The organism is Bacillus sp. FSL K6-6540, assembly GCF_038007545.1.
The window spans coordinates 3,930,355-3,955,749 of record NZ_JBBOXH010000001.1 but is presented as its reverse complement, the minus strand read 5'-3'; the positions used below and the strand labels follow the sequence as shown (position 1 = coordinate 3,955,749).

Sequence of the window (25,395 nt, the reverse complement as noted above, 5' to 3'; positions counted from 1 at the left end):
TTTCTGCTTCTTTGGTATCAGAACACTTTAACCTGGAGGTATTCTGATGAGCAAACAAGATCAAGAGTTTTCATGGCAAGCGGTACCGAAAACGCAAAGAAACCATTTTTGGAAGACGTTATCCGTCATGTTAGGGTTCACATTCTTTTCGGCAAGCATGCTGGCAGGGGGGACATTGGGCGTCGGCTTGACGTTCATGGAGTTTATTGGAATCGTGCTTGCGGGTAATTTGGCACTCGGTGTCTACACAGGTGCGCTGGCACATATCGCGGCAAAAACAGGCCTTTCCACGCATTTGCTGGCAAAATACGCGTTCGGTAAGAAAGGGTCGTACCTGCCATCATTCCTGCTTGGCTTCACGCAGGTCGGATGGTTCGGCGTCGGCGTGGCCATGTTTGCAATTCCGGTTGCCAAAGCGATGGATTGGAACGTGTATCTGTTGATCTTCCTGTTTGGTCTCGCCATGACGGCATCGGCCATCTTCGGCATGAAGTCGCTGGTCATTTTGGGTTATATCGCGGTTCCGGCCATTACCATTCTCGGCAGTTACTCCATGTTCAAAGGCGCGGATATGCTGGGCGGTCTGCAAGGCTTGCTCGATTACACGCCTGAACAGACGCTGACCGCAGCAGCGGCACTGACCATTTGTATCGGCTCATTCATTAGCGGTGGAACCTTGACGCCCGATTTTGCACGGTTCTCCCGGACATCAAGGCAGGCGGTTACCGCCACGGTCATCGCGTTCTTCCTGGGGAATTCGCTCATGTTCCTGTTCGGTGCGGTTGGCGCTATGGCTTATAACCTGGCAGATATCTCGGAGGTCATGTTCCTGCAAGGACTGATCATTCCTGCGATCATCGTACTGGGGCTGAATATTTGGACGACCAATGATAACGCTCTTTACGCTTCCGGACTGGGATTTGCCAACATCACCAAAATATCGAAAAAATTCTTCGTCATCGTAAACGGCATCGTGGGTACCGTATTGGCCATGTGGATGTACAACAATTTCGTCGGTTTCCTCAATGTGCTGGGCGCGGCGGTACCGTCCATCGGGGCCATCATCATCGCGGACTACTTTTTTGTGAAGCGCAGAAACTATAAGCCGTTTGCCGACATGACTTTCAAGAAGGTAAACTGGATAGCGATGCTGGCTTGGGCTATCGGCGTGGCGTTCGCCCAGCTTGCTCCAGGCATAACGCCATTGAACGCACTAATCGGTACGGCGGTGGCCTACATTGTGTTGATGCTGATCGCTCCTGCGAAAGAAACCAAAGAAAAGGGGAAAAACAATGATTATACAGAACGCAAAATTGCGGGGTAAAGAAGGTTTGTGGAATATCGTCGTGAAAGACGGTAAGTTTGAGCTAATCACGCAGTCGCTGGAAGCAACGGCGAATGAGGAAGTCATTGACGTGGGCGGCTCGCTTGTGCTGCCGCCGTTCATTGAACCTCATATTCATCTGGATACAACGTTAACGGCAGGCGAGCCGGAATGGAATTTAAGCGGAACGCTGTTCGAAGGCATTCAGCGTTGGTCTGAACGCAAGGCATTCCTGACGCATGAAGACGTCAAAACGCGCTCCAAAACGGCACTGAAGTGGCAGATGGCACAAGGCATCCAGCATGTTCGGACGCATGTGGATGTCACAGATCCAAGCTTGACTGCGGTAAAAGCGATGCTTGAAGTGAAAGAAGAGATGGCACCCTACATCGATATTCAGCTTGTCGCTTTTCCGCAGGAAGGCATTCACTCCTACCCGAACGGCGCGGAATTGCTGGAGGAGTCGCTGAAAATGGGCGTTGACGTGGTTGGGGGCATTCCGCACTTCGAATTCACGAGGGAATATGGCGTTGAATCGATGAAGGTTGCGTTTGACCTCGCTGAAAAATACGACCGTCTCATCGACATCCATTGCGACGAGATTGATGACGAGCAATCCCGTTTCGTGGAAGTCGTCGCCAAAGAAGCCTACGAACGCGGGCTGGGCTCTCGCACCACGGCAAGCCACACGACGGCGATGGGCTCGTACAATGATGCATATACCTACAAATTGTTCAGATTGCTGAAGATGGCGGACCTTAATTTCGTCTCCAATCCGTTGGTCAACATTCACCTTCAGGGACGATTTGACACGTATCCGAAAAGAAGAGGCCTGACTCGCGTGAAAGAGCTGCAGGAAGCCGGTCTTAATGTGTGCTTCGGTCACGATGATATCTTTGATCCATGGTATCCGCTGGGCACGGGCAACATGCTGCAGGTGCTGCACATGGGCATCCATGCTTCCCAGTTGCTCGGTTACGATCAAATCGTGAATTCGATCGATCTCATTACGAAGAACAGTGCAAGAACGCTGCATATCGAGGACGTGTACGGTATTGAAGAAGGCAAGCCTGCGAACTTCATCGTTCTTGAAGCCGAGAACGAATATGAGGCTATCCGCAAACAGGCCGGAGTGCTCTACTCGTTCAGAGGCGGCCGCAAAATCGCCGAAACGAAACCGCGGGACACGTCAATCATTCTTGAGGGCGGTTCGGAGAAGGTCACTTTTAATAAATGATGGATTGAAGACAGGTTCTGAATGAATCGTTTGATATTCCATTGAAATTGTAAATAGGTTACCAGGCAATTTAAAGCCATCGCGTACGTAGCGATGGCTTTCTTTTTATTGAGGATTCGTTTACGAAACACGCGATTACATTTGATACTCGCTTGACCCTTGTGCTTTAGGATTTTAGAGGAATAAAGCATAGAGGAGGAGCACATGAAGCGAAAATGGATCGCCGGATTATTATCCGGCATACTGATTGGCAGCAGCTTGTTTGAGCTTGCGCTTGCAAGCAACTCGGCCTATGCGGCCCCTTCGGGAGCAATGCCGGTGTTGATCTCGGAAATTTATCCCGATGACCGGTCGAATCAGCAGACAATCGAAGGCGCGGGCGGGGCCGACCTGTTCGAATATGTGGAGGTTTACAATCATTCGGGAGCGCCGATCTCGTTTAATGACGAATTCAACATGCGTTACGACTACAATACGGGCGTGAAGACGTTGACGGTAACGGACACCGTATACGGCAAGCCGGATGGGGTGGTCATCCCGGCGGACAGCCCGGCCGTGCTCTGGGTGGAACGGACAAGCTCATCCATTACCGGAGCAGCCGCTGCCCTGACGGAATCCGATTTCCGCCGGTATCATTCGATTCCCGACCAGGTACCGGTATTCAAGCTTCGGGGACAGGATGGCCTCAACAATACGGACCGCGGCTTATACATAACCCGAAAAGGCGACGACGCCGCCGTGCTCAGCGGCTTCTATTATACTGCCAATGATGTCGGCGACGGCAAGAGTGTACATCTTCAGCTGCCTCCCGGCGGTTCGGCGATGATTCCTTACGCCAGGGAAGCTGCGCTTAGCGCCGGAATCGTTGACTTGGGCCAGCTATCGCCGCTTGACAATCGTGCGCCGGAAATCAATCACACGCCCATTGCCTTTACCGAGCGGACACAGCCGCTGACCGTCAGCGCAAGCGTTTATGACGCGGACGGAGATGCGCTGGTAGTTAAGATGTATTACAAAACGGCAGTCAATAGTCCCTACAGCCAGATCGACATGATCGATCGGGGCGGTGATCAATTCGATGCGGTCATTCCGGCCGATCAGTTGACCGGGGATAAGCTGCAGTATTATATCGAGGCAGTGGATGGACTTCAGCAGTCGAGATCTGTCGATTATGAAACGGCTTTAACCGGAGCTTCTGCAGACGGGGACGTACCGCGTATTCTAATCACCGAAATTCTTCCGAACCCGGCCGGGGATTACCGGTGGGGAAGCGGCAACCAGTACGAATACGTTGAAATCTACAATAACTCGGATCAGGTTTTGGACCTCAAGGATTACACCCTCTGGTATCTATATCCGGGCACAACGGCGCCTAAGAGCTGGAAGGTACCGGATCATACCTCGGTCGAGCCGTACAGCGCAGCGGTTATCTGGTTCGCGAAGGAAGCCGTGGCTAACGGCAAGGGTTATACGACGACGGCGGACTTCAATCTGCATTTTAACAGCACGCTGAACGACAACGATATTATTTTCTACGATAATTCGAAAGCTTCGGATTTCAATCTTCCGAATTCGCTGCATCGAGGGATTGCCTTGTCCGCGCCGGGACAGGCCAATTCGTACATCGTACAGGCCTGGTACGATCCCAGCAGCCCGGACAGCCCGGACAGGCTGGTCAACGACGTCCGCAATGCGGTCGTTCGATATGCCTATCCGGATGCAGGAACGACCATGAAACGTCTGGATAATCGGATGTACGCCAATCCTGGCAGCATTGATCCCGTCCAGGTGCCGCCTGTTGCAGGTGTCGACATGATTGCCCCGACGCTGCAGCATGAGCAGACCGCCTATAACTTGGGCCAGGGACAGGCTTATCCGGTTTCCGTGATCAGCGATGAGCCCCTTGCTTCCATTGAAGTGCTGATTGGAGCGGCCACCGAGGAGCCGACAGCGTTTACGGACAAGCATGCGCTGACGCTTGCGTCCCAAGAAAATGGCCTTTACGTCTACCAAGGCACGATCACGCTAAATGAGATCGGCGTCTATCGGTATATCATTGAAGCTGCCGACGGCAGCGGCAACCGCACTCGAGTTCCATATAACTCCCGAGGCGGCTTGCTAACGGTTAACGAAGAGAATACGGGAACGGAGCTGCCAGAGCCGGGGTTGTCCTTATCAAACGGCAGCATGATCAGCGGAAAGTTTTCCTTCTATGCTTACGGCTCCCGGGCTGAAGACGACATCGAAGTTCGCTTTGAGGCCAATCCGCTGCCGCTTCGCAAGGCACTGCCGGGTAAGGTACAGCTGGGTATGCAGACCCGGGGGATCGATCAGATTTACCAAGCGTCGGCAAGCGCGCTGGATGCAAGCGGGGAGACGGTATTTTTCAGCCGCATCCTGCCCAAATACATCGACGGCGCTTGGTCGATGTTCGATATGGCTCCTGACCTGTTCGTCACCGGGACAACGGTTTCCGTGCATACCGGAAATGAGAATGCGCCATATCAAGTCAAAGACCATGACAAGGTATTCGGCAAGAACAACCATGATGATTTTGAAGTGATGAATCTACATCTTGTGCTGCCGGACGGTTCGGTGGTCAAACCGGATAAGGTACTGAACTACCTGGGCAACCTTGGGCAGTCGTCCGTGGATTACCGAGAGGATACGTACTACGGATTCGGCGATGCGGATTACGGCAGCAACCCGAACAAGCCGATGATCAGCGACTTCCACTTTCCGATTCCGGAGGACAAGTTCACGGCAAGATATGCCGAACTCGACACCGCTTCGGTAAAGGACGGGGTATATCCTCTGAGCATGTCGATGAACGGTCAAGTCTTCCAGACCATCGACGTGACTGTCGACAACACCGCACCCGAGATTGAAGGGATATCGTATGGGGAAGGGCAATTATTGACTGACGCCATGCAGCTCAAAGGGCCGTTCATGCTGGATGTGGTCGCTTCAGACAATTTAACAGGCGTAACGGGCATTGCGGCGGAGCTTGATGGCGAGCCAATCACGCTACCTTATGAAACATCTTCCACGCTGCTTGCGCCGGGCGAGCATACTCTGAATGTGACCGTACTCGACGGGGCCGGCAATTCGGCGGAGATCTCTCGCACCTTCATGATCGAAGAGGAGAAACCTCTCCTTCCGGGCGAGGTTTCCCCAGCCGATTTCGTGGAGAATGTGGGTTTGAATCCGAGCCTAAGAGCACGACTCAGCGATCCGAGCGGAGATTCGATGGACGTTCGCTTCTTGGAAGGGGATAAATACGACTTTGCCCGCGAAGACGGGATCGAAGGCCATTTCAACGTTGCAGACCGGGAGCCTCCGCTCGTACTGGCGCCGGACGGAGAGAAAGGGATCGGCAAGGAGGAGGCCGAGAAAATGGCTTACCCGGACGGTGAGTATCTTATCACGGATACGGATTCCGGGTTCCCTTATCATCGATTCGAAATTGAGCTGGACGAAGCATGGTCGGAACAGGATACCGTTGAGCTGCACTGGCAAGGGCGCACGCTTCCGGGCCGTATCGTGACGCTGTATGCTTGGGATTATGAGAGCGGCAAGTGGACGGTACTGAAGTCGGCCACCGGTGACGAAGCCGAATCCGACATCGTCTTGACAGCGGAAGTGGATCCTAGCCCTTACGTGCGAAACGGCAAAATCCAGGCCATGGTCCAAGATGAAGTGAAGAGCGCGAATGCGCCGTTCAACATTTTATGGTTTACGGATACCCAGTATTACGCGGAATCGTACCCGGACATTTTCGATAAGCTGGGCGATTGGATCACGGAAGAATACAAGAAAGGCTTGTTCAGTTATGTGATCCATACCGGCGACATCGTAAACGTGGCCGACGACGAGAAGCAGTGGGCCGTAGCCGACCGGAATTTGAAGAAGCTGGACGAAGCGGGCGTACCGTATGGCGTGCTGGCGGGCAATCACGACGTCATCATTGACGGCGTGGATTACTCCTTCTACGGAAAGTATGTCGGGGCCGACCGGTACAAGAACAACCCATGGTATGGCGGCGAAATGGATAACAACCGCAACCATTACGACCTCGTATCGTTCGGAGGCCACGACTTTATTTTCCTCTATATCGGCTTTGGACTGGAGGATACGCCGGAAACGATCGCTTGGGCCAACGAGGTGTTGAAGAAGCATGCGGACCGCATCGCGATCGTGGGCATGCACGCTTATTTGGAGAGCAACGGAACCTTGTCCAGTATGGCGCAGCGCGTTTTTGACCAGGTCATTGCGCCAAACAAAAACGTGCAGCTGGTGCTAAGCGGCCATTATCATGCTGCCAACCGGGTCGTGAAAACGGTGACGCATCCGGACGGATCGTCAAGACAGGTCATTGAAATGCTGGCGGATTATCAGGGAGGGCCGAACGGAGGAAGCGGTTATCTGCGTCTGCTGAAATTCGATCCAACCTCCGGCACGCTGGACGTGGATACGTATTCGCCTTACTTGGACGATTATAATTTCTTTGACGACGCCATTGAGGATTTTACGGAGCCGTTTGCGTTCAGGGATATTCAAAAACGGGTGGCAACCGATTATTTCGCGGTCAATGTGTACAAAGATACGCTGATTGGCGAGCAAAAAGACGTGAAGTCCGGAGAAATTGCTTCTGCCGTATGGAATGGACGAGAAGCCGATGAGACATATTATTGGTATATGGATATTACCGATGAATTCGGCGCCAGGCAGCTTAGTCCAATCTATCGTTTTACGACCACAAAGAAATCCTCACCTCCAGGTGGCGGGAATGACGGCGGCGGAAACAATGGGGGTGGCAATAACGGCAATAACGGAAACAATGGAAACAACGGAAACAACAGCAATAATGGAGGCGGCAGCAATCAACCAGGCCCAAGCAAGCCAGGTGGCACACCGCCGACCACTGGAGCTTCCAGACCGGGAACGATTACGGCGGAAGTCGCAATAAACGGTCAGAAGGCTCAGGCAGCCATCGGCGAATTGGAGCTCAGCGAAGCCTTCGAAAGCGTAACAGCAGATGGGCGGGGAATTAAGACCGTCACGATTCAACTGGACGAAAGCGTCCGAACGTTCAACGGCGAAATCGTCATCCAGGTACCGTCAGCGTACTTGAACCGGAACCACGCACGGGAACGGATCGAAATCGTTACCCCACTGGCAACTGTGAAGGTGCCTTCCAATATGCTGAACAATCTGAAGGAAGCAGGGCAGTTCACGGGCCTCGTGATTCGTCCGGGCAATCAAGGCGGGCTTTCCGGGGACCGACTAGCCGGGATTTGGAACAGACCGATCGTCGAGCTGCTGCTGCAGATCGATGGCAAGACGGTGGAGTGGCCGGGAAGCAGCACACCTGTAAAGGTATCGCTCCATTATGAGGCCAAGGCTGACGAGCGATTGGATCAGCTGGTCGCGTGGGAACTCAATGCAACGGGATCCGTATCCGCTGTCCTAAACGGTTATTACAATGTCGAGCATCGTACCCTGACCTTTGAAACGGGCAAGCTTGGCACGTATGGGATCGCATATAAGCAAGTATCTTACCGGGATATAGACCCGCGCAGCTGGTATGCGGACGCCGTTCATTACCTCTCTGCCAGGGACGTTGTTAAAGGTGTAGGCGGAGGGCGATTTCTCCCACAGGAGAAGATCAGCCGGGCCGATTTCCTGGTCATGGCCATGAATGCCTTCGGCATCAAACCAGGGAAAACGGATGACGCCATGAATTTTGCCGATGCGGGGAGCAGGTATTATACGCCGTATTTGTCCGCTGCGAAGCAGCTGGGACTGGTTCATGGAACGGGAGATAACCGGTTTAGACCGGAGGACTCGATCACGCGTCAGGATATGGTCGTCATGCTTCATGCGATGATGGAAGCGGCCGGAAGCGAGTTTCCGGGCGGAGGAGACGACATGGATCGTTATTCCGATGCGAAGGACGTATCCGGTTATGCGCGGGAAGCGATGGATTTCATGCTTGAAGCCGCATTGATTCAAGGCACCGGCGGAGGCAAGCTGTCTCCAAAGGCCGTTACCAATCGGGCAATGGCAGCCGAGCTGATGTACAACTACCTGGTCAAAAGCCGGGAAGCCTCATAAACAAAAGAAAACATGAGGATCAGGCAAAAAGACATGAATTAGAAGTGCTCACAAAATAAGAACGGGAGAAACTTCCCGTTCTTATTTTGTTGCTTGTATTCTTGTAAGCACTTGATTACAAGAATATACATGCATAAGAAATTGCGAGAATCGAGGCTAGTTTGTCTTATTGCTGCAAGCTCTTGACCCGAGTTGAGGATAAGAAACCAAGTGATGGAATTCATCCGTTTTAACTTTTTTCATAAGCCCTCTAAACAGTATCATTTTTTGACATGATTAAAAGTTATGATTAACCCATCGAACGAAATGAATATTCAAAGAAAAGGAAGGGATTGAAAATGACAAATTACATCCTCGAGGAAAAAGACAGCTTTATCGTTTTAGGAATTGGAACTGAGCTTCAGAGCGACTACACCGACTATGCGGGCATTAACAAGGAGAAGGCCGACTTTTGGGAAGCCGTGAAGCAAGACGGAAGGTTGGACACATTAAAGGGCATCGCCGCAAATGACTACATTTTTGCCGTAAACGAAGCGGTTAACAACAAGATGATGTTCTACGCCGGCGTCATGACAGAGGAATCGGTGCCCGAAGCAACCCGCGTTATCCAATTTCCTAAAGGGGATTACCTCGTTGTAAAAGGGGAGGGGCAGTCGGCTGATGAGTTGAGTCAATTGCTTGCTGGTATCGCCTTTGGTCAAGTATTGCCGGAAGCCAACAATTTCGCTTATGTCGGCGGGCCGAATGCCATGGTGGATATGGGACAGCGAAACGGCCAAATATTAGGCGAAATGTGGATTCCTGTTGTTCGGAAATAAAGAGCCACGAATGCTTTCGAGCGAGCTTTGCCTATAGTAGAAGGAAAGCTCGCAAAACTATTAGGAGGGATGATCTTGTCCAATATCGTTGATTTTAAACATGTATCTTCAACTGGTTTAGAGTCTTCGCCCGTAGCAGAAGCGCTTGCTGGTTTACGGGCGAATGAAGCCCGTTACTTTATGAACAAGTATAAGCATGCATTTACTGTTGTACCGGCTAGCGAGAGCCAGGAGACCCTGGATTATGTGAACCGAATATTGAAAGAAGAGCGTGATCTTGAGTTTGCGGCCAAACCATTGGAAACGTCACGTTTTCAAGTGGAAAACATTCAATTTGCCTATGTTTTTTACGAGAATGGTCTCGGGTTAAACGTAATGTATACCGTGGATGATCCTAAGAAGCGAGCCGTTGGTTTTAAGCTTTCGGAGGGGATGGAGGTGCCCGAAGAGTTAGAAGGGAAGTTCAAGTTCGCTAGGCAGAAGTCGAAACTTGCAGGAACGATTCGAGGCTCGTTTTTTGTGATCAAGAGAGATTATAATGAAGAGGTGGAAACCAATGAATAAGGTGATCGGTGTAGAAACAAGCATGAAAATAAATACCCGCCCTCTAGGGAAAACGGTTGCTTATTGGTCAGTCACAGGACTGCTTGCAGCAGCTATTATGTTAAGTGGCATCGGACAGTTGATGCAATTTGGGGGAAACCTCGAATTGGTGACGAATCTGGGCTATCCACTATATGTATTGACCATTCTCGGAATTTGGAAAGTGCTTGGTGCCATCGCTCTCCTTGTGCCAGGTTTACCTCGACTTAAAGAATGGGTTCACGCCGGCATCTTCTTTTTAATGACGGGTGCGGCATTATCTCATGCATTTGCTAACGATTACGGGGATTACGGGTTTAATCTTATCCTACCGCTTTCTTATGCGGTACTTAATATCGTCTCGTGGGCGCTACGGCCACCGAAGAACCGCTTATCTTAAGAACAGGGCGAAATCACGGCTATCTGAACGGGGTTATTGCACAAATACGACGGGGTGGACTTCACATCAAGCGATCTGGGGAGGTCCACCCCGCTCATATCATGATAGATGCGTCAGGTTAAGGAGCGGGGGAGGAGACGATACCGATTGCAACGATCGATTGTTTTCTCCGAGCTCCAGCACCGCTACAACCCGCTCCTCCGGCTGAATGCCGAACGCTTTGCACTGATCCTGGTCATAAATCCATTCCGGTATCGATCGGCGTGCGTTCCACGGCCCGGATTTTACCAATAGTTGTACGTTCTGGATCAAACAGCAAATCGCCGCATAATCCTCCTCCTGCTTGTGGGGATCCTCTTCATGCTCTGCTATAATCAAGAGAAAAGCCGATGATGTATATCCTTCCGAATTCGAGAGCTTTGCGGCCGCTTCGCTGCCCGTCACATAGATGAAGCGCCACGGTTCTCTTAGTCCGTCATTCGGGGCCCAGACAGCGTCATCCAGCACTTCCAGAATGCTTTGCGCTGAAATCCCGCCGCGTTCCGACCGTAGCCCATCCGCTTCTCGGCCTTCGCCGACGGCGGTCCATTTCTGCTCGGCCGGCGTTCTTCTTCGGGCTCTCGGCGCTTTATCGAAATATCCAATGTGCAAAATCCCGGCAAACCTTTCACCTTCCTGCAAACCGATTTCCGCAAGAAATGACTCGCTTTGAAACATGGGGTCCGTGTCCCACAGCGCGCCCAATCCACGTTCCCAGCCAAGCAGCTGAAAATTTTGCATCACACTGCAAACTGCAGCGAAGTTTTCGTCGCTCTGCCGCCGATCGGAGGCCGATTCCGCGATGAAAATCAGGTGAGCGGGAATTTCCGTTACTCGTTTAATGAAAAAATCAATCATTTTTGGGGGCATGAGCTTAACGAATCGGTTTTCCTTCATCTTGGTCATCATGCTCTCCACCAATCTTTGACGGGACTCCGGCGTGCCAGCGATAAGACAGCGCCAGCGGGGCGTACCTTTGTCTTCGTACAGGTTGACCGCATCGTTCAACAAGGATACGACCAGTTCGGGAGGTACCGGCGTTGTGTTGAATCTCCGGATGGTTCTGCGTTCTCTTATCGTTTGGGGAATATTCAATTTGATTCCTCCTTATATAATATAGTTTACTGATAAACAAAAATACTAAAAAAATTTACTTATCTCTCGCTGATATACCGGGCCATTCCTTGAAAAAACTTCAACAGCGTCTGCAGCTCGCTTTCGGAGTAATCGTCCAAAAATCGCATAAAGCGCTGCTCCTCTGCTTCGTGCAAAGTCCGATGCAATTCGAACAGCTGCTTACCTTGGGGCGTTAGACGAAAATAGACTTCTTTGCGATTGTCGTTAAGCTGGGTTCGATGAATAAGGTCAAGCGCAAGCAGTTTCTTGCTGATTTTGGTAATGCTCGCCTTCGACAAATTTAATTTTTCGGCAATCGCGGAATGATTGATCGGTTCATGTTGGCCGATGCAATCCAGGACATGGATGGTCGATAAATTTCCAGGTACGCCTTTCAGTTGATGAAGCTGGACCATCTCTTGGATTTCTTTAAGTTCCAGTTCCATTCGCTGTTCATGCAAATGAGAGAAGTGAAGCAGCTGTTCATAAATGATTGACTTGATGCGATCAGGGTAATCCATAGTTCCGGTCTCACACTCCATATTGTTTACTTGGAAATTAAAATATCACAGTTTGTCGGATTCAGCAAGTGCCGCATGCATCTTGCATGTGATGTCCGACAATCAGCTACTGAGCATTTTGAGCGCTGGGAACAAGCGAAGTGTGTTATTGACGATCTGAATGCAAGAGTTGGAAGAAACGCATTGTGCAATAGCGCTGCTCACTGTAATATACAGGTGATGAGCGCTCGATTTATTAAAGGACCGGATCATCATTGATATTGAATTGAAGCAGATGGGCGATCTATACCGGGGGATGGAACAGCTTGTACTGGATATGGTCTAGAAAAAAGGAATGCAGGAGCAGGTCTTCATCACATCTTTCGACCACTATTGCCTCGAAAGAGTAAGACAGCTTGACGATACAATCGGCCTTGGCCTGATCAATATCGGGGCTTCGCCGGCATTTTTTCCATTTGCCAAAGAGATCCATTGCGGCTACATGTCGATTGAACATCAACATATTACGGAGCCTTTCATCCAACGCTGTGCAGAAGAAGGCATTCAGCTCATCTCCTGGACAGTTAATCAAGAAAGCGACATGAAATTGGCAGCTCAATATCCTTCCTTGCTTATCTGCACGAACGAGCTGGAACTCTGGGCGAAGGTATCCGGCCAGAACGGGTAGTCCTGGGGTATGGCCGTGGACCGATACAACATATATGCTTAAAAGTCGCACAGTTGCGGCTTTTTTTATTTTACGTAAAGAGGACGATTTCCAACTTTCCGCGCACGCTGCAGCCCTGAACAAGAAGGGCATGAACAGCACGGGACTTTACCGCCGAAATTTTTCATGGGAGTTAACTCATCGTCATTTTCCATACAGGTCCTGTCGAATTTTAGAGAGCAGGCTTGGGTTCGCGGATGCTCCGAATGGCCTCCATTAACAATAAAGCTGCCTTGCCTAGGACGTTTTTGTCTTTATAAGCGATGCCTATCGTAATGACAGGATTCAAATCGGTTATTGGTCGTATAACCAAGGAGCCCTCCTGTTCCAGACCGCTGTATATCGGAACAATCCCGATACCGAGCTCGGCCTTTACCATTTGTTGAATCACAAAGAAGCTTCCAACCTCCATACAAGAGAACAGGTTATCCCCAGCCTCATAAATCGCCGTTTCCCAAAGCTCCCGATAGATACAAGTCGGTTCTTTGACTAGAATGGTATGCCCCGCGAGGTCGCTCGCCGTGATGCTATCTCGATCGGCTAATGGGTGATTCATGTTTAACATGACGCCTAATCTTTCTTCAAACAGCGGCTCAAACTCCAGCATGAGCTTCGAAGGTGGAGCCGAGCAAACACCAAAATCGAGTTCGCCGGCCCGAACCCTCTCCGCAATGGATCTGCTGCCGCCTACTTCCATCGTTAACTGCACCTTCGGTCTAGTCTTGCAATAGCGGGCTATCACGGCCGCTAGCTGCTGGCTTGCGACAGGCTCGATAGAGGAAAAACGCACTGAGCCGTTATCTCCCGTTGCAATATCCGAGACGGTCTGCCTCATGGCTCCGATCGATTTCAGTAAAGCCGAGGCCTCATGATAGAGCCATCGGCCGGCTTCGGTCACAATCACGCGTTTTCCGTCGCGCCCGAACAAAGAAACGCCAAGATCCGCTTCGAGACGCTGAATCTGAAGGGTTACCGTAGAAGGAGCATATTGGAGTTCCTCGGCGGCTTTCAAAAAATGTCCAAGACGCACGCAAGCCTCAAAGGTCTTTAAAGCTCGAAGATCCATCATTTCCATCACCTTTGTTTAAGTTATCTGAATCATTCATTCATATTATTCAATTTTACAAAACATTCCCGGGATTTTACAATAGGGTCACACCGGTATTCTGATGAAAAGATATTACAGAAGGGGGATTTACGATGTCTAATTTGGTCATTACTCGCGGCAATCCGGCGCTTTCTCACTGTGCCTTTACGTTTGATGACGGACCGATGCGGATTCCTGTTGACGCATGGCTGGATGCTTTGGAGCAGGGAGGCGCGTGCGGGACGTTTTTTTTAACGGGCGAGTGGTTTGATCGGTATCCGGCGAAAGCAAGAGAAATGATAGCCAGGGGCCATGAGCTTACCACGCATACCTACCATCACCGCAGAATGGCAGATGTGACCAAAGCCGTATTCTTGGAAGAGTTGAAATGGGCTGAGCTTGCTTATCAAGAAGCAACGGGAAGGCCGGTTCCGACTTTCATGCGGTTTCCTTACGCCTCTTATCGGGAAGAGAATTTGGAATGGCTTCGGGAGTGGAACTATCTGGTCATCGAGGGGGAGGATACCGTCGACTGGTCGGGACCGCCAAGCGCGCAGCTTGTGGAGCGGGTGATACCTAAGCTGGATAATGGGACGATTTTGATGTTTCATGCCAATGAAATCGCCAAAGAAACGCCGCAGGCCGTAAAATCGCTTGTACACCATGCTCACGCCAAAGGTCTTGATATGATCACCGTATCCGATCTGCTACATGCCAATGGCATCAGGGCAGGCGAACGCAGCTGGCAAGTCCGCTTCAAACCGATTCTCCCGAACTCTTACCAAAGTGAGCAGTGGAAGAGCGTCGCTGACGAGGATGAATTGCGGAAGCTGGCTGCCGATTCACTTGAATGGGGGAACCCGAAAGCTCCGACGGGGTCAGGAGCTTTCGGCAAATGGCTGCAAGCGCTCTCCATGCAGTCTCCGTCGGATGGTGAAACGCGTTTTGTCGCACGCAGCTTTGCCGGACAGCACTGGGCATACGTGCGTGCTTCGATCCGGGGCGGCACGCTGATACTGGAGGACTTCGCTACGAAGGAAGCCCATGCGGATGCTATAGTCTATATCCTGCAATGGGCGGCTCACGAGGCATCAGCCTTGGGTTGCGAATGGATCACCAGCACACAGGACATGCGCCGGATTCACAAGCTGTGCGAACAGATGGGCATCGAAGCCGAGATTGTATTGCAGGAAGGGTAGCGGTTCATGGTTCGCCTTATTATTTTGGGGGAAGATGGGGGATATGGGTACTAAATCGGCATGGAATTGGATTACGCTATGGGCATCGTTATTATTTGTCGTGATACTCGGTTTTTCCCGGCTCTCCTACGGCATGTTTTTGCCCGGGATCCAGAGGGTCATCGGGGGGAGTTATGGACAGTTGGGTATACTCGGCACCGTCAACTTTATCGGTTATTTAATCGGGACGTTGTGTCTTTCCCCGTTGATCTCCCGGTTTCCAGACCACAAGCATATCATGAATCGGATGACGTGCTTATTGCTCGGATTAACTTTGATCGGCTCGGCATTTAGTGACCATTTTACCCAGCTTGGGCTTTGGCGGTTCGCCATCGGATTGTTATCTGCCTTCGCGACCGTGTTAGTCCTGTCCATTGCCATGGATGCCGTTCGACCGGCGGAACGAGGCGTTGCATCGGGTCTTATATGGCTGGGCGGATCTGCCGGCATTCTAGTGACGGGTTTGTTCGCCCCCTTTATCATTGATCCTTCACACCTGCAGGGTTGGCGGTATGCTTGGGTAATCATGGGCGTATTCGGTGTAATTGCCGCGCTCGGTTTCGAGTTCGTTGTTACCAGAGAGAGGGGAGTCGTAAAAATACCCGCGCCGACCGAATCGAAGCCAAGGGACCAAGAAAGCAATCATGTGTATCGTCTCCTGTTGAACCCCAATAAGCTCTTGTTCCTAATCGCTTCTTATTTCTTCTTCGGCTGGGGATACATCATCTATTTCACGTATTTGATTCCCTATCTGGTGAACCAAGGCATTCCATCCCTCTATGCCGGGCTGATATGGTCCGGTATCGGATTCGCGGGTTTGTTTAACGGATGGATCGGAGGCAGAGCCATTGACCGATGGCCGAACGGGTATACGCTGGCGTCGGGATTAACCTTAGGTACGATCGGTGCGTGTGGGGTAATCACTAATAATATGTTCTTTACTGTACTTGGAGCCACCACGATTGGGTTGGTTTCCTTTATTACCCCTCCGCTGATGACAACAGCGCTTCTTCGTCGTCATGTCCCTCACCACGCGTATGCGCCAAGCCTCAGCATAGCCACTGCTTTTTTTGCCTCTGGACAGATCATCGGTCCCATCGTTGGAGGTTTGATCGTCGAACAATACGGCTTGCCATTCGGCGTGGCATCCAGCGCCATCTTTATGGCGATTGCCGCTGCGTTGGCTGTATTGTATGGACAACAGCAACGAAAGCTTGAGATTCGAGATTTGCCTATCCGTAGTTGATGTTGAAGCATCATATTGAGGCAGCTGGTCAAATGATCGGCTGCCGTTTTCATTGAGGCAACGGCTTTTATTTTTCCTAATGCGTTGGTAAACTATCAGAATGAAGATGGGGTCATAAATTTAATCATAACGTTAGGATGATCTTTTTGGATATGAAATTCTTGTTAGTGGAAGATGATAAAACGATTGCGTCCGGTCTGGAATATTCGCTGCAGCAAGAGCGCTATTCCACCGTTATTTGCCATGATGTCGCATCTGCAAAACAGGTGCTCGCCGAAGACATCGATCAGTTCGCTTTATGTTTGTTCGATTTACAGCTTCCGGACGGAAGCGGCTATGAATTGTGCAAGATGGTGAAGGAGCGGCGTGACATTCCGGTCATCTTCTTAACCGTGATCGATGATGAGGTTAATGTCGTGATGGGGCTTGATATGGGAGCCGATGATTATATTACCAAACCTTTTCGAGTGCGTGAACTTCTATCGCGGATCAAGTCCGTTTTAAGAAGATATCAAAAGCCGTCCCAAGTTAACAGCATCATGGATATCGATGATATCCGCATCAATACGCTGGAAGGGAAAGTGTTCAAGAACGGTGCCGAGATAGCGTTGACCGCTTTGGAATATCGCTTATTGCTCATCTTTGGCAATCATATCGGGCAGGTTCTCTCAAGAAATCAGCTATTAGAGCAAATTTGGGATGTGGCCGGCGATTTCGTGAACGACAATACGTTAACCGTTTATATCAAAAGACTGCGGGAAAAGCTGGAAGATGATCCTGGACATCCGACATTGATCAAAACCGTGCGCGGACTGGGATATAAGGTTGGTGATTAGATGCTGCGCAATCGAGAAATTATGATGTTATTGTTCGTCATGGGTTCCGTCAGCCTTGCGGGGATTGTTGCAGCTCTTATGATCTCTCCTGCCGCCGCAATGCTCGTTTTCTTTCTATCGATTTTGCTCATTGGCGGCAGCTTGTTATTTACGAAATGGAGATACCGCGAAATTGAAAAGCTGTCCGTCTATTTGCGGGAGATTAGCAGCGGCAATGATACCCTTGACGTGCGGGATAATACAGAAGGCGAGCTTAGCATCCTAAAGAATGATATTTACAAAGTGACGCGCATGCTGTCGGAACACCGGTCGCTATTGCAGCGGGACAAACTTCAATTGACGGATGCCATCTCCGATATTTCGCATCAGCTCAAAACGCCGCTCACCTCCATGACCGTCATGGCGGATCTGCTAAGCGCCCCTGACCTGCCTCCGGTCAAAAGAACGGAGTTCACCCACCATATTCGCATCCAGCTTGAACGGATCGACTGGCTTGTTTCTTCTTTATTAAAGCTATCGAAAATGGACGCGAAGACCATCCCATTCAAAAAAGATCGAATACCCATGAAAAACCTTATCCAAAAGGCATTAGAGCCGGTAATGATTCCGATGGATATTAAGGGACAGACGGTTTCCATTGCGGGGAAAGACGATGTCTCTTTTGTCGGCGATTTCAATTGGACTGCTGAAGCGGTTATCAATATTTTGAAAAACGGAGTGGAGCATACGCCTGAAGGCGGTGCGATCGCCATCTCATTTTCCGAAAACGCGTTATACACGGAAATCGTCATTGCCGACAACGGAAAAGGCATTCCGAAAGAAGATTTGCCGTATATTTTCAAACGTTTCTACAAAGGAAAGAATGCTAGCGAAGGGAGCATCGGCATAGGGCTTGCGATGGCTCAGAGCATCATTGCCAGCCAGAACGGCGTGATCGATGTGACGAGCGACAGCGAGAAGGGTACGCAGTTTCGGATTAAATTTTATAAGCAGGTGATTTAGCGGCACTCCGTAAGTGACTGAATTGTCACCTCCATCGTCACTGTAAAGTCATTTTAGACAGATAAAATGATATTCATCAGAAGAACGATGGAGGTAAGACAATGCAATCGAAGCAACAGCGTAAGATTATTTTTGCTATTACGATATTTTACACCCTGTTTATTCTTTATTTTTTGTTTTTCGCTTTCGGCAGAGTAGGTAAGGCAGATCAAATCAAGGGGTACACCTTTATTTTTTTACCGGACGATTTTTTTAGGCTGCCAGGTCTATCCGACCTTCTACATCCGACGTTGATGGATTTTGTGGGTTTCGGGAACGTCGCCGCTTTCATTCCTTTTGGCATATTGATTCCGTTGTTATATCGAACCAACTTTGTTCGCTTCATGACTTTGTTCGTCCTGTCGATTCTTGTGCTGGAGACGATTCAGGCGCTAACTTTCCTCGGCAGCTTCGACATGAACGACCTCATTCAGAACTCAACGGGCGCAGCCATCGGATTCGGGGCGTACAAACTTGGCTTTCGTAGAAAAAACTACTGGAGAAATATTGCTGCTTCGGGTATTTCCAGCATTGTCCTGATGCTCGGGGTGTGGGGGATCTTCGGGATGGTTGACCAAGCGTTCACCAAAGAGATGGGTCCCTTTGTGGCGATAAACGATTTAAGGAATAGTACTGGGAATCCTTCAACAGGACTCAAAACGGCCAGTTTTGAGATTGGCGGTCAAGATGTGGAACCCCAATATAATGTGTACAGCATTGAAGGTAAAAACAAGGAAACGTACACATATACGTTTGGCAATAAGAAGGAGTTGTACCTTTTCTTGAATTATGGAATTCCCGATCAGCAGGATTCCCAAGGCAGCATTAGGGTTACCGCCGATGGACATGAGTACCTGACTGTATCTGTTGAAGCCGGACGCCACGAGCCGGATATGGGCTTGATTTATTTCCCCAAGGCCGATGAGCTTACCATAACCATTGAGGGAAATGTAACCCTGTGGGATGTTGGATATCAAGAGATGGTCTATCGCTGGAATTGAGCATGAAGGGAGGGAGCTATGGCAATGGAAATATTAAAAATCGAGCATTTGTCTAAAATATACGGGACAGGCGAATCGGCGGTAAAGGCGCTTGACGATATTTCATTTTCGGTTCAAAAAGGCGAATTCGTCGCGATTATCGGCCCGTCCGGATCGGGAAAATCGACTCTTCTTCATCTGCTGGGAGGCGTCGATCGACCGACAAGCGGCAAGGTTTTCGTTGAAAATACGGACATCTATGCATTGGACGAAACGCGTCTGGCCATCTTCCGGCGGCGACAAATCGGACTGATCTACCAGTTTTTCAATCTGATTCCCACCTTAACGGTGAAAGAGAACATGACGCTTCCGCTCTTGCTTGACAACCAGCAGGAAGATAAGAAGCAGTTCGATGGGCTCGTAAAGACGCTAAATTTGGAGCATCGTTTAAACCACCTGCCCAATCAGTTATCCGGCGGACAGCAGCAGCGGGTTTCGATCGGCAGAGCGATCATCAGTAACCCTGCCATCATGCTGGCAGACGAGCCCACCGGGAATTTGGACAGCAAAAATAGCAGCGAGATCGTCGATTTGTTGAAAATGTTGAATAAAACCTATCATCAGACGCTGATTATCATCACTCACGACGAACGAATCGCTTTGCAGGCCGACAGGATCATTTCAATTGTAGACGGGAAGATTGCCAAAGACGAGGTGATCCGTCGATGAATATTGTCTACAAACTTGCCATCCGGAATTTAAAGCAAAACAAGAGACGAACACTCGTAACCATCATCGGCGTCATCATTTCGGTTGCCATGGTGACAGCTGTCGCTACGCTTGTGTTCTCCTTCTCGGATTTAATGATCAGGCAAACCATCGCGGATAGCGGGGAGTGGCATGTCCAATATCAAGATGTTACCAAAGAACAGCTTGCGGCGATACAAGCCGATGAGGCAACTAAAACGGTTGCGATTACAAGGGATCTTGGCTTCGCTCCTTTAGAAGGGGGACAAAATCCCAATAAACCATACTTGTTCATCAAGGAGTATGATGCGCAAGGTTTCACGCAATTTCAGGTTGAACTAAGCAAGGGGCGTCTACCCCATACGGACAAGGAAGTCGTTATCTCCGAGCCCGTTGCAACGAACGCCAAAGTGAAGTACGAAATCGGGGATCGTCTAACCCTTCGCATCGGCGAACGATTCGAACAAGGGGGCGATCATCCTTTGGATCAGACCGAACCGCTGCGCAGGGAAGAGGGCGCTTTGACCGAAACTTTGCAGCATATCGAGACAAGGGATTATACGGTGGTCGGCTACATCAAGCGTCCCGAATGGGAAACGGCTTGGTCTCCGGGTTATACGATGATCAGTTATGTCGATGAAAATATGATCGGGGCAAAAGATCACGTGAATGCAGCGGTGGTCTTGCAGAAAATCAAACCGTCCTTGTTTACGCATGCGGAAAATGTGGCAAAGAGAAACGGCATCGAATCGGTCCAATACAATAACGACTTGCTGCATTATTACGGCTTATCCAAAAACGAAAAATCGTACAGCATGATGTACTCTTTATCGGCGATTCTGATGGCGGTCATTATGATCGGCTCGGTTTCGCTCATCTATAATGCGTTTGCGATATCCGTCTCGGAACGTTCCCGTCAATTAGGGATGCTCGCGAGCGTCGGGGCTACGAAAAGGCAGAAGCGAAATTCCGTGCTTTTTGAAGGTGTCATTATTGGCCTGATTAGCATTCCGATTGGCATTCTATGCAGTCTTGCTGGGATCGGAATCACCTTTTGGTTCATGAACCCGATGATTGAAGGGGCATTATGGAGCAGTGAAAAGCTGACGGTCATCGTCACGCCGTTATCACTCTTGATTGCCTGTGTTGTTTCGATGCTGACGATTTTCATTTCGACGTATCTTCCGGCGATCAAAGCATCCAAGGTTTCCGCTTTGGACGCAATTCGCCAAACGTCCGACGTTAAGCTTACGGCGAAAGCCGTGAAAACGTCGAGGTTCATTCGCAAGCTCTTCGGCATCGAAGCGGAAATCGGATTGAAAAACTTAAAAAGAAACAAACGGAGATATCATGCCATTGTATTTTCGCTTGTCATCAGCATCGTTTTATTTTTGACGGTATCGTTTTTTACCGCCGGCATGAAACAATCCCTGGAATTGTCGCAGGAAGGCGTCAATTATGATATTCAATTGTCGTACAGCAATGGAAAAAGAATAGACGACCGGTTGCTGCAATCGATTGTATCCTTAGATGGTGTAACGGATTACAACCTGATTCAAGAGTTCTATAAGCAGGCTTGGGTTGATGAAGCGTACATCGCCGATGAATTGCAAGAGATGGTTAAGAAGGATAAGGGTTTACTGCAAGGCGGAAAATACCCTTACGAGATTAAGATCCATGCATTAAACGATTTGAGTCTGCAAGCCTATGCCAATGCCGTCGGTGCAAATTACGAACAGCTTAGGGATCCGGATCATCCTGCCGCGATCGTGATGGATACGATCCGCTACCAAGATATGGATTCTGGGAGATATGTCCAGACAAAGGCCGTGTATACGAATGTCGGTCAAAATTTCGAACTAACGAATAGCTATAAATATAATGCGGAAGAAACGAAGGTAAGCCGGGTGACCGTTGCCGCGTTGGCGGATCAAGATCAAGCGCCGATGGGGATGAGCGGGGCAGGCGTGGGTGGGTTAAATATGATCGTGTCGGAACACATCATGGATCAATTGGCAGACGACGAGGAGCTGGCTAACCTTCAGACATACCTCTATTTGAAAAGTACGGAGCCGATGAGAACACAGCAGGAAATCGAAGAGATGTTTGAGACCAATCTGAATGTCTACAATGTATATCAATCCAGAAAAAGCGAAGAACAACAGATTCTATTGACGGCCGTCTTTTCTTACGGTTTTATCGTATTAATCTCCGCGATTTCCATTGCGAATATTTTTAATACCATCTCAACGGGCTTATCCCTTCGTAAGCGAGAAATTGCGATGTTAAAATCCGTTGGCATGACGCCAAAGGGCTTTGCGAAAATGATGAACTATGAAAGTATTTTTTATGGAGTCAAGTCGCTGCTGTTCGGGCTTCCCGTCAGTTTCGCCGTGATGATTCTGATTTATAGGTCATTTGCGAACAGATTCAGCTACGGATTCACCGTTCCCTGGCTGAGTGTGCTTTCTGTTGTCGTCGCCGTATTTGTTATTGTCGTTTCTGCGATTATTTTTTCCAGCAGGAAATTAAAAAAGGAAAACATTATTGATGCGTTAAAGCAGGAGAATATATAGGCAGATCGAAATTGACTATCAGGAAAGCCGCAAAAGTTGCGGCTTTTTTGCTTGAAGTATAGAAGTTCTCGTTATAACGCTCACCGTATTTCCTTCCTGTGTTAGACTAACCTTATACCACTTGTTAGGAGTCTGTGTGAAGATGAAGACATTCACGATCTTGTACATGGAAAACAATCAGGAAATTAGCACCTGGCCCAGAAACTTTCTATGCGGACAAGACTACGAGGTGATCTGGAGAACAGGGCTGGACTCCCGTTCCCCTCAGATGATCGAGACGATTCGCCGCGTTAGATACCGAGTGAGAACATGAGGATGCGCACCTCGTTAATGAGCAAATACCTGGCTCTGATGATGACCGCATTGCTGTTATGGCCAGTCATTCCAGCGATGTTTTATTTACCGGGTTACCTATTCAGCGAGCATTCGATGTATCGTCCGGAAGAGATCACTCGTAGGTGGCAAGAGGAGGCCATCAAGCTGAATGGTGCAGGAAGTGCCGCGATTCATGCCAAACTAGGCGCGTTGAGCAAGGAATATCCGGAGGCGGAGATGTTCTGGGTCGACTCGTCGGGTAGAACGAATGCGATCAAGGTCACCTCGAACGATATCCCGGCGCAATGGAGTTATGAGGATATGCTCTCGCTTCAAACCCTGGATAGCAACCAGGAAGCGTTTACCTTGACGGCTCTCATCGGAAACGATCCAAAACAAGGCTTTATGGTGATGAGTCTTCCCGAATCTTATATTATATCTGCGGAAATGTCGTTTCCAGAAAACATGCCGTTAGCCATTATGTTCTTCACCGTCTGTCTATGCTTTCTGGTACTGTCATTTCTGTTCTTCGTGAATCTTCGAAAAAGATTGATTAAACTTCGATCAGCGATGAACTTAAGCGGGAAGACCGGCTTCCCGAATGAAGTCGTTATTAGCAAGGAAGACGAGATTGGAGAGCTGGAAGGCGCCTTTAACCGGATGGTCTGCGAGCTTAAAGAAAGTCAGCAGCGGGAGCGGGAGGAGGAGGAACTGCGTAAGCAATTCATTTCGAATATTTCCCACGATCTCCGGACTCCGTTAACTGTCATTCGGCAGCATGTTCATTCCGTTCGAAGTAATCCTGCTGCTTCCCAGGAACAGACGTCGCTTTCTATCATTGATCACAAGCTGGATGAAGTCGACAAGTTGATGGATAACCTGCTGTCATACTCACTGCTATCGGCGGGTAAGTATCCCATTAACATCCAATCGATCGATATCACTGAAGAAGTTCGTAACCGCGTGGCCGAATGGTATCCGATCTTCGAGGCAAAGGACTTTGATGTTGTTGTCGAGCTGCCTGATTGCCCGATCCTATGGAATGTAGACCCCATGTGGCTTCATCGGATCATTGACAATGTGTTCCAGAACGTGGTGCGTCATGCTGGAGCTGGCCGATACATCGGCATTCAAATCACGGATTATCCAAATCAGGCTATTATCGTACAAGACAAGGGTCCCGGCACTTGTAACGAGTCTCCTGAAAAAGGAGCTGGAATTGGATTGTCCATTGTATCCATGATGACCAGGGAGATGGGTTTGCAATGGGAGTTGAAGTCCGAAGCAAACGGAAGCTCGTTTTATCTTTGGAAGGATAGCGGCGGCAGCATTTAGATTACGGTTGCATGCAGTTTCTTTTTTGATCAATTACCTCGCGTAAGGCTACTTATGCAGAAATTTAACCCATTCTTAAACTTAAGGTCGCTTTACTTTTCGAATCAGAAGATAGAATGGGATATGCAAGCAGCGTTATTTAAGGAGGTAAGTAATCCAACATGAGGTATGATAACATGGCAATGTCGAAAGAGCTGCACGCGCCGTTATGGAAGAAAATGCGTCGTATATGCGGCTATGGAGCAGCCATATCGGTGCTGCCGTATCTGTTGATCAAAATCGCTTGGACTTTAGGTTTCTTCATTCCGACTGAACAAATGGGCGATGTTAGTTGGCGTGCGATCAACGCAGCTACCGTAGTGCTCGCAATGATCGGAATCCTGCTGGCGCTGGCGTTCAGCATGCCATGGGGCGAACGTCTTCCTGCTTGGCTGGTTGCCATCCCCATTTGGATGGGTACGGGTCTGCTGGTTCCAATGCTGCTCTTGGCTCCGGTACTAGGACCGGCAGCCATGACTCGGGATAAGGAGGCAGGCGCCGCCGATGTTTGGGTTTATGAACAGTTTTTCGTCATGATATCGCTGGTCGGTGTCGGCATTTGTCTGCCTCTCGCCCTAGCAGGTTACGCCAGAACACGCTGGCCGGAGGCCTTCGGCACATTCTTTGATTATCGTGATTTACCCGGGAACACTTTGAAGCTGCAGCAAACATTGGCCAAGTTTGTTGGAGTTGGCTGTATTCTACTCGGCACCATCAAGGTGTTTTGGGCTGCGGGAGGGACCTTCGGCATTGACCCGGCAAGAGTGGATGAACGCGATGTGTGGTGGCATCTGCTGACGTTTAGTACCGGAGCATGGTCTTTCGCGGGAGCGTGGGGAGCTCGGGTTCTAACTTCGGATAACGAATCGCGAAGGTTTCTCCCCCCGATGGCAACGGTGTGGATTTCGTCGGGAATGTTATTCTCATACAATCTCTTTTCCGCCATACGCACGGACTCCCAATTTTCTCCGGAGTACCCGTTGCTGCGGGTGTTGACCACGGAAGCGGGGATGATCTTGGGGATCATAATGGTAATGATCATTCTTCTAGTGCTGCACGATCGACGGCGAGTCTTGTAAACTACCCGTACCGCTG

General features: G+C 49.7%; 20 protein-coding genes. 17 read left to right on the top strand and 3 right to left on the bottom strand.

All coding sequences use genetic code 11. The features are described 5' to 3' along the window. The first annotated feature begins 46 nt into the window (after positions 1-46). The 6 genes from codB (at position 47) to MHH82_RS17275 (ending at position 10,478) form a co-directional block, all read left to right on the top strand. Complete coding sequence (codB, locus tag MHH82_RS17300; RefSeq protein WP_251496366.1) at positions 47-1,324, top strand: cytosine permease; 1,278 nt, start codon at positions 47-49, stop codon at positions 1,322-1,324. Beyond that, positions 1,293-2,561: a cytosine deaminase gene (locus MHH82_RS17295; protein WP_036673980.1), complete on the top strand. Its 1,269-nt coding sequence runs from the start codon at positions 1,293-1,295 to the stop codon at positions 2,559-2,561. The genes codB and MHH82_RS17295 overlap by 32 nt, the downstream gene beginning before the upstream one ends. 204 nt (positions 2,562-2,765) lie before the next feature. After that, a complete protein-coding gene (locus MHH82_RS17290) occupies positions 2,766-8,678 on the top strand; it encodes an S-layer homology domain-containing protein (RefSeq protein ID WP_340966975.1) in 5,913 nt (1,970 codons plus the stop codon). Positions 8,679-9,016: 338 nt separating this feature from the next. Then, positions 9,017-9,496, top strand: a complete 480-nt coding sequence (locus MHH82_RS17285; RefSeq protein ID WP_015735620.1) for a GyrI-like domain-containing protein — start codon at positions 9,017-9,019, stop codon at positions 9,494-9,496. A gap of 75 nt (positions 9,497-9,571) precedes the next feature. Beyond that, on the top strand, positions 9,572-10,060 hold the full coding sequence (locus MHH82_RS17280) for a phage tail protein (RefSeq protein WP_145038372.1): 489 nt from the start codon (positions 9,572-9,574) through the stop codon (positions 10,058-10,060). Beyond that, complete coding sequence (locus MHH82_RS17275; RefSeq protein ID WP_145038374.1) at positions 10,053-10,478, top strand: DoxX family protein; 426 nt, start codon at positions 10,053-10,055, stop codon at positions 10,476-10,478. Before MHH82_RS17280 ends, MHH82_RS17275 begins: the two co-directional genes overlap by 8 nt. Before the next feature lie 99 nt (positions 10,479-10,577). Here the strand turns inward: MHH82_RS17275 and MHH82_RS17270 are convergent, their stop codons facing one another. Both MHH82_RS17270 and MHH82_RS17265 read right to left on the bottom strand, forming a co-directional pair. Then, the gene (locus MHH82_RS17270) at positions 10,578-11,612 is read right to left on the bottom strand and encodes a nitroreductase family protein (RefSeq protein WP_340966970.1); all 1,035 of its coding nucleotides are present in this window, start codon (positions 11,610-11,612) and stop codon (positions 10,578-10,580) included. 59 nt (positions 11,613-11,671) lie between these two features. Then, positions 11,672-12,154, bottom strand: coding sequence for a MarR family transcriptional regulator (locus MHH82_RS17265; RefSeq protein WP_340966968.1), 483 nt, complete (start codon positions 12,152-12,154; stop codon positions 11,672-11,674). A 334-nt stretch (positions 12,155-12,488) separates the two neighbouring features. Here MHH82_RS17265 and MHH82_RS17260 point away from each other — a divergent pair, with 334 nt between their 5' ends. Further along, on the top strand, positions 12,489-12,821 hold the full coding sequence (locus tag MHH82_RS17260) for a glycerophosphodiester phosphodiesterase (RefSeq protein WP_051425303.1): 333 nt from the start codon (positions 12,489-12,491) through the stop codon (positions 12,819-12,821). Positions 12,822-13,032: 211 nt separating this feature from the next. Here the strand turns inward: MHH82_RS17260 and MHH82_RS17255 are convergent, their stop codons facing one another. Beyond that, a complete protein-coding gene (locus MHH82_RS17255; protein WP_340966966.1) occupies positions 13,033-13,929 on the bottom strand; it encodes a LysR family transcriptional regulator in 897 nt (298 codons plus the stop codon). 131 nt (positions 13,930-14,060) lie between these two features. On the opposite strand from MHH82_RS17255, the gene MHH82_RS17250 reads away from it, so the two are divergent. The 10 genes from MHH82_RS17250 to MHH82_RS17205 all read left to right on the top strand — a co-directional run bounded on the left by MHH82_RS17250 (position 14,061) and on the right by MHH82_RS17205 (position 25,379). Beyond that, positions 14,061-15,146 carry a polysaccharide deacetylase family protein gene (locus MHH82_RS17250; RefSeq protein ID WP_036660659.1) on the top strand — a complete coding sequence of 362 codons (1,086 nt, stop codon included), beginning with the start codon at positions 14,061-14,063 and terminating at the stop codon, positions 15,144-15,146. Positions 15,147-15,189: 43 nt separating this feature from the next. Beyond that, complete coding sequence (locus MHH82_RS17245) at positions 15,190-16,431, top strand: YbfB/YjiJ family MFS transporter (protein ID WP_015735613.1); 1,242 nt, start codon at positions 15,190-15,192, stop codon at positions 16,429-16,431. A 152-nt stretch (positions 16,432-16,583) separates the two neighbouring features. Further along, positions 16,584-17,267 carry a response regulator transcription factor gene (locus tag MHH82_RS17240; protein ID WP_015735612.1) on the top strand — a complete coding sequence of 228 codons (684 nt, stop codon included), beginning with the start codon at positions 16,584-16,586 and terminating at the stop codon, positions 17,265-17,267. Further along, positions 17,268-18,269: a sensor histidine kinase gene (locus MHH82_RS17235; protein ID WP_036660658.1), complete on the top strand. Its 1,002-nt coding sequence runs from the start codon at positions 17,268-17,270 to the stop codon at positions 18,267-18,269. It abuts the gene before it with no gap. 101 nt (positions 18,270-18,370) lie between these two features. Further along, the gene (locus tag MHH82_RS17230; RefSeq protein ID WP_036660657.1) at positions 18,371-19,309 is read left to right on the top strand and encodes a VanZ family protein; all 939 of its coding nucleotides are present in this window, start codon (positions 18,371-18,373) and stop codon (positions 19,307-19,309) included. Between the two features lie 24 nt (positions 19,310-19,333). Next, entirely contained in the window at positions 19,334-20,017 is a 684-nt protein-coding gene (locus MHH82_RS17225) for an ABC transporter ATP-binding protein (protein WP_251496356.1), read from the top strand. Next, positions 20,014-22,611 (top strand): FtsX-like permease family protein, encoded by a 2,598-nt coding sequence (locus MHH82_RS17220; protein ID WP_340966960.1) that lies wholly within the window; start codon positions 20,014-20,016, stop codon positions 22,609-22,611. The genes MHH82_RS17225 and MHH82_RS17220 overlap by 4 nt, the downstream gene beginning before the upstream one ends. A 142-nt stretch (positions 22,612-22,753) precedes the next feature. Next, on the top strand, positions 22,754-22,924 hold the full coding sequence (locus MHH82_RS17215; RefSeq protein ID WP_340966958.1) for a hypothetical protein: 171 nt from the start codon (positions 22,754-22,756) through the stop codon (positions 22,922-22,924). Between the two features lie 17 nt (positions 22,925-22,941). Continuing rightward, positions 22,942-24,261 carry a sensor histidine kinase gene (locus tag MHH82_RS17210; protein ID WP_145038384.1) on the top strand — a complete coding sequence of 440 codons (1,320 nt, stop codon included), beginning with the start codon at positions 22,942-22,944 and terminating at the stop codon, positions 24,259-24,261. Positions 24,262-24,437: 176 nt separating this feature from the next. Then, entirely contained in the window at positions 24,438-25,379 is a 942-nt protein-coding gene (locus MHH82_RS17205) for a hypothetical protein (RefSeq protein WP_340966956.1), read from the top strand. Positions 25,380-25,395: the final 16 nt, after the last annotated feature.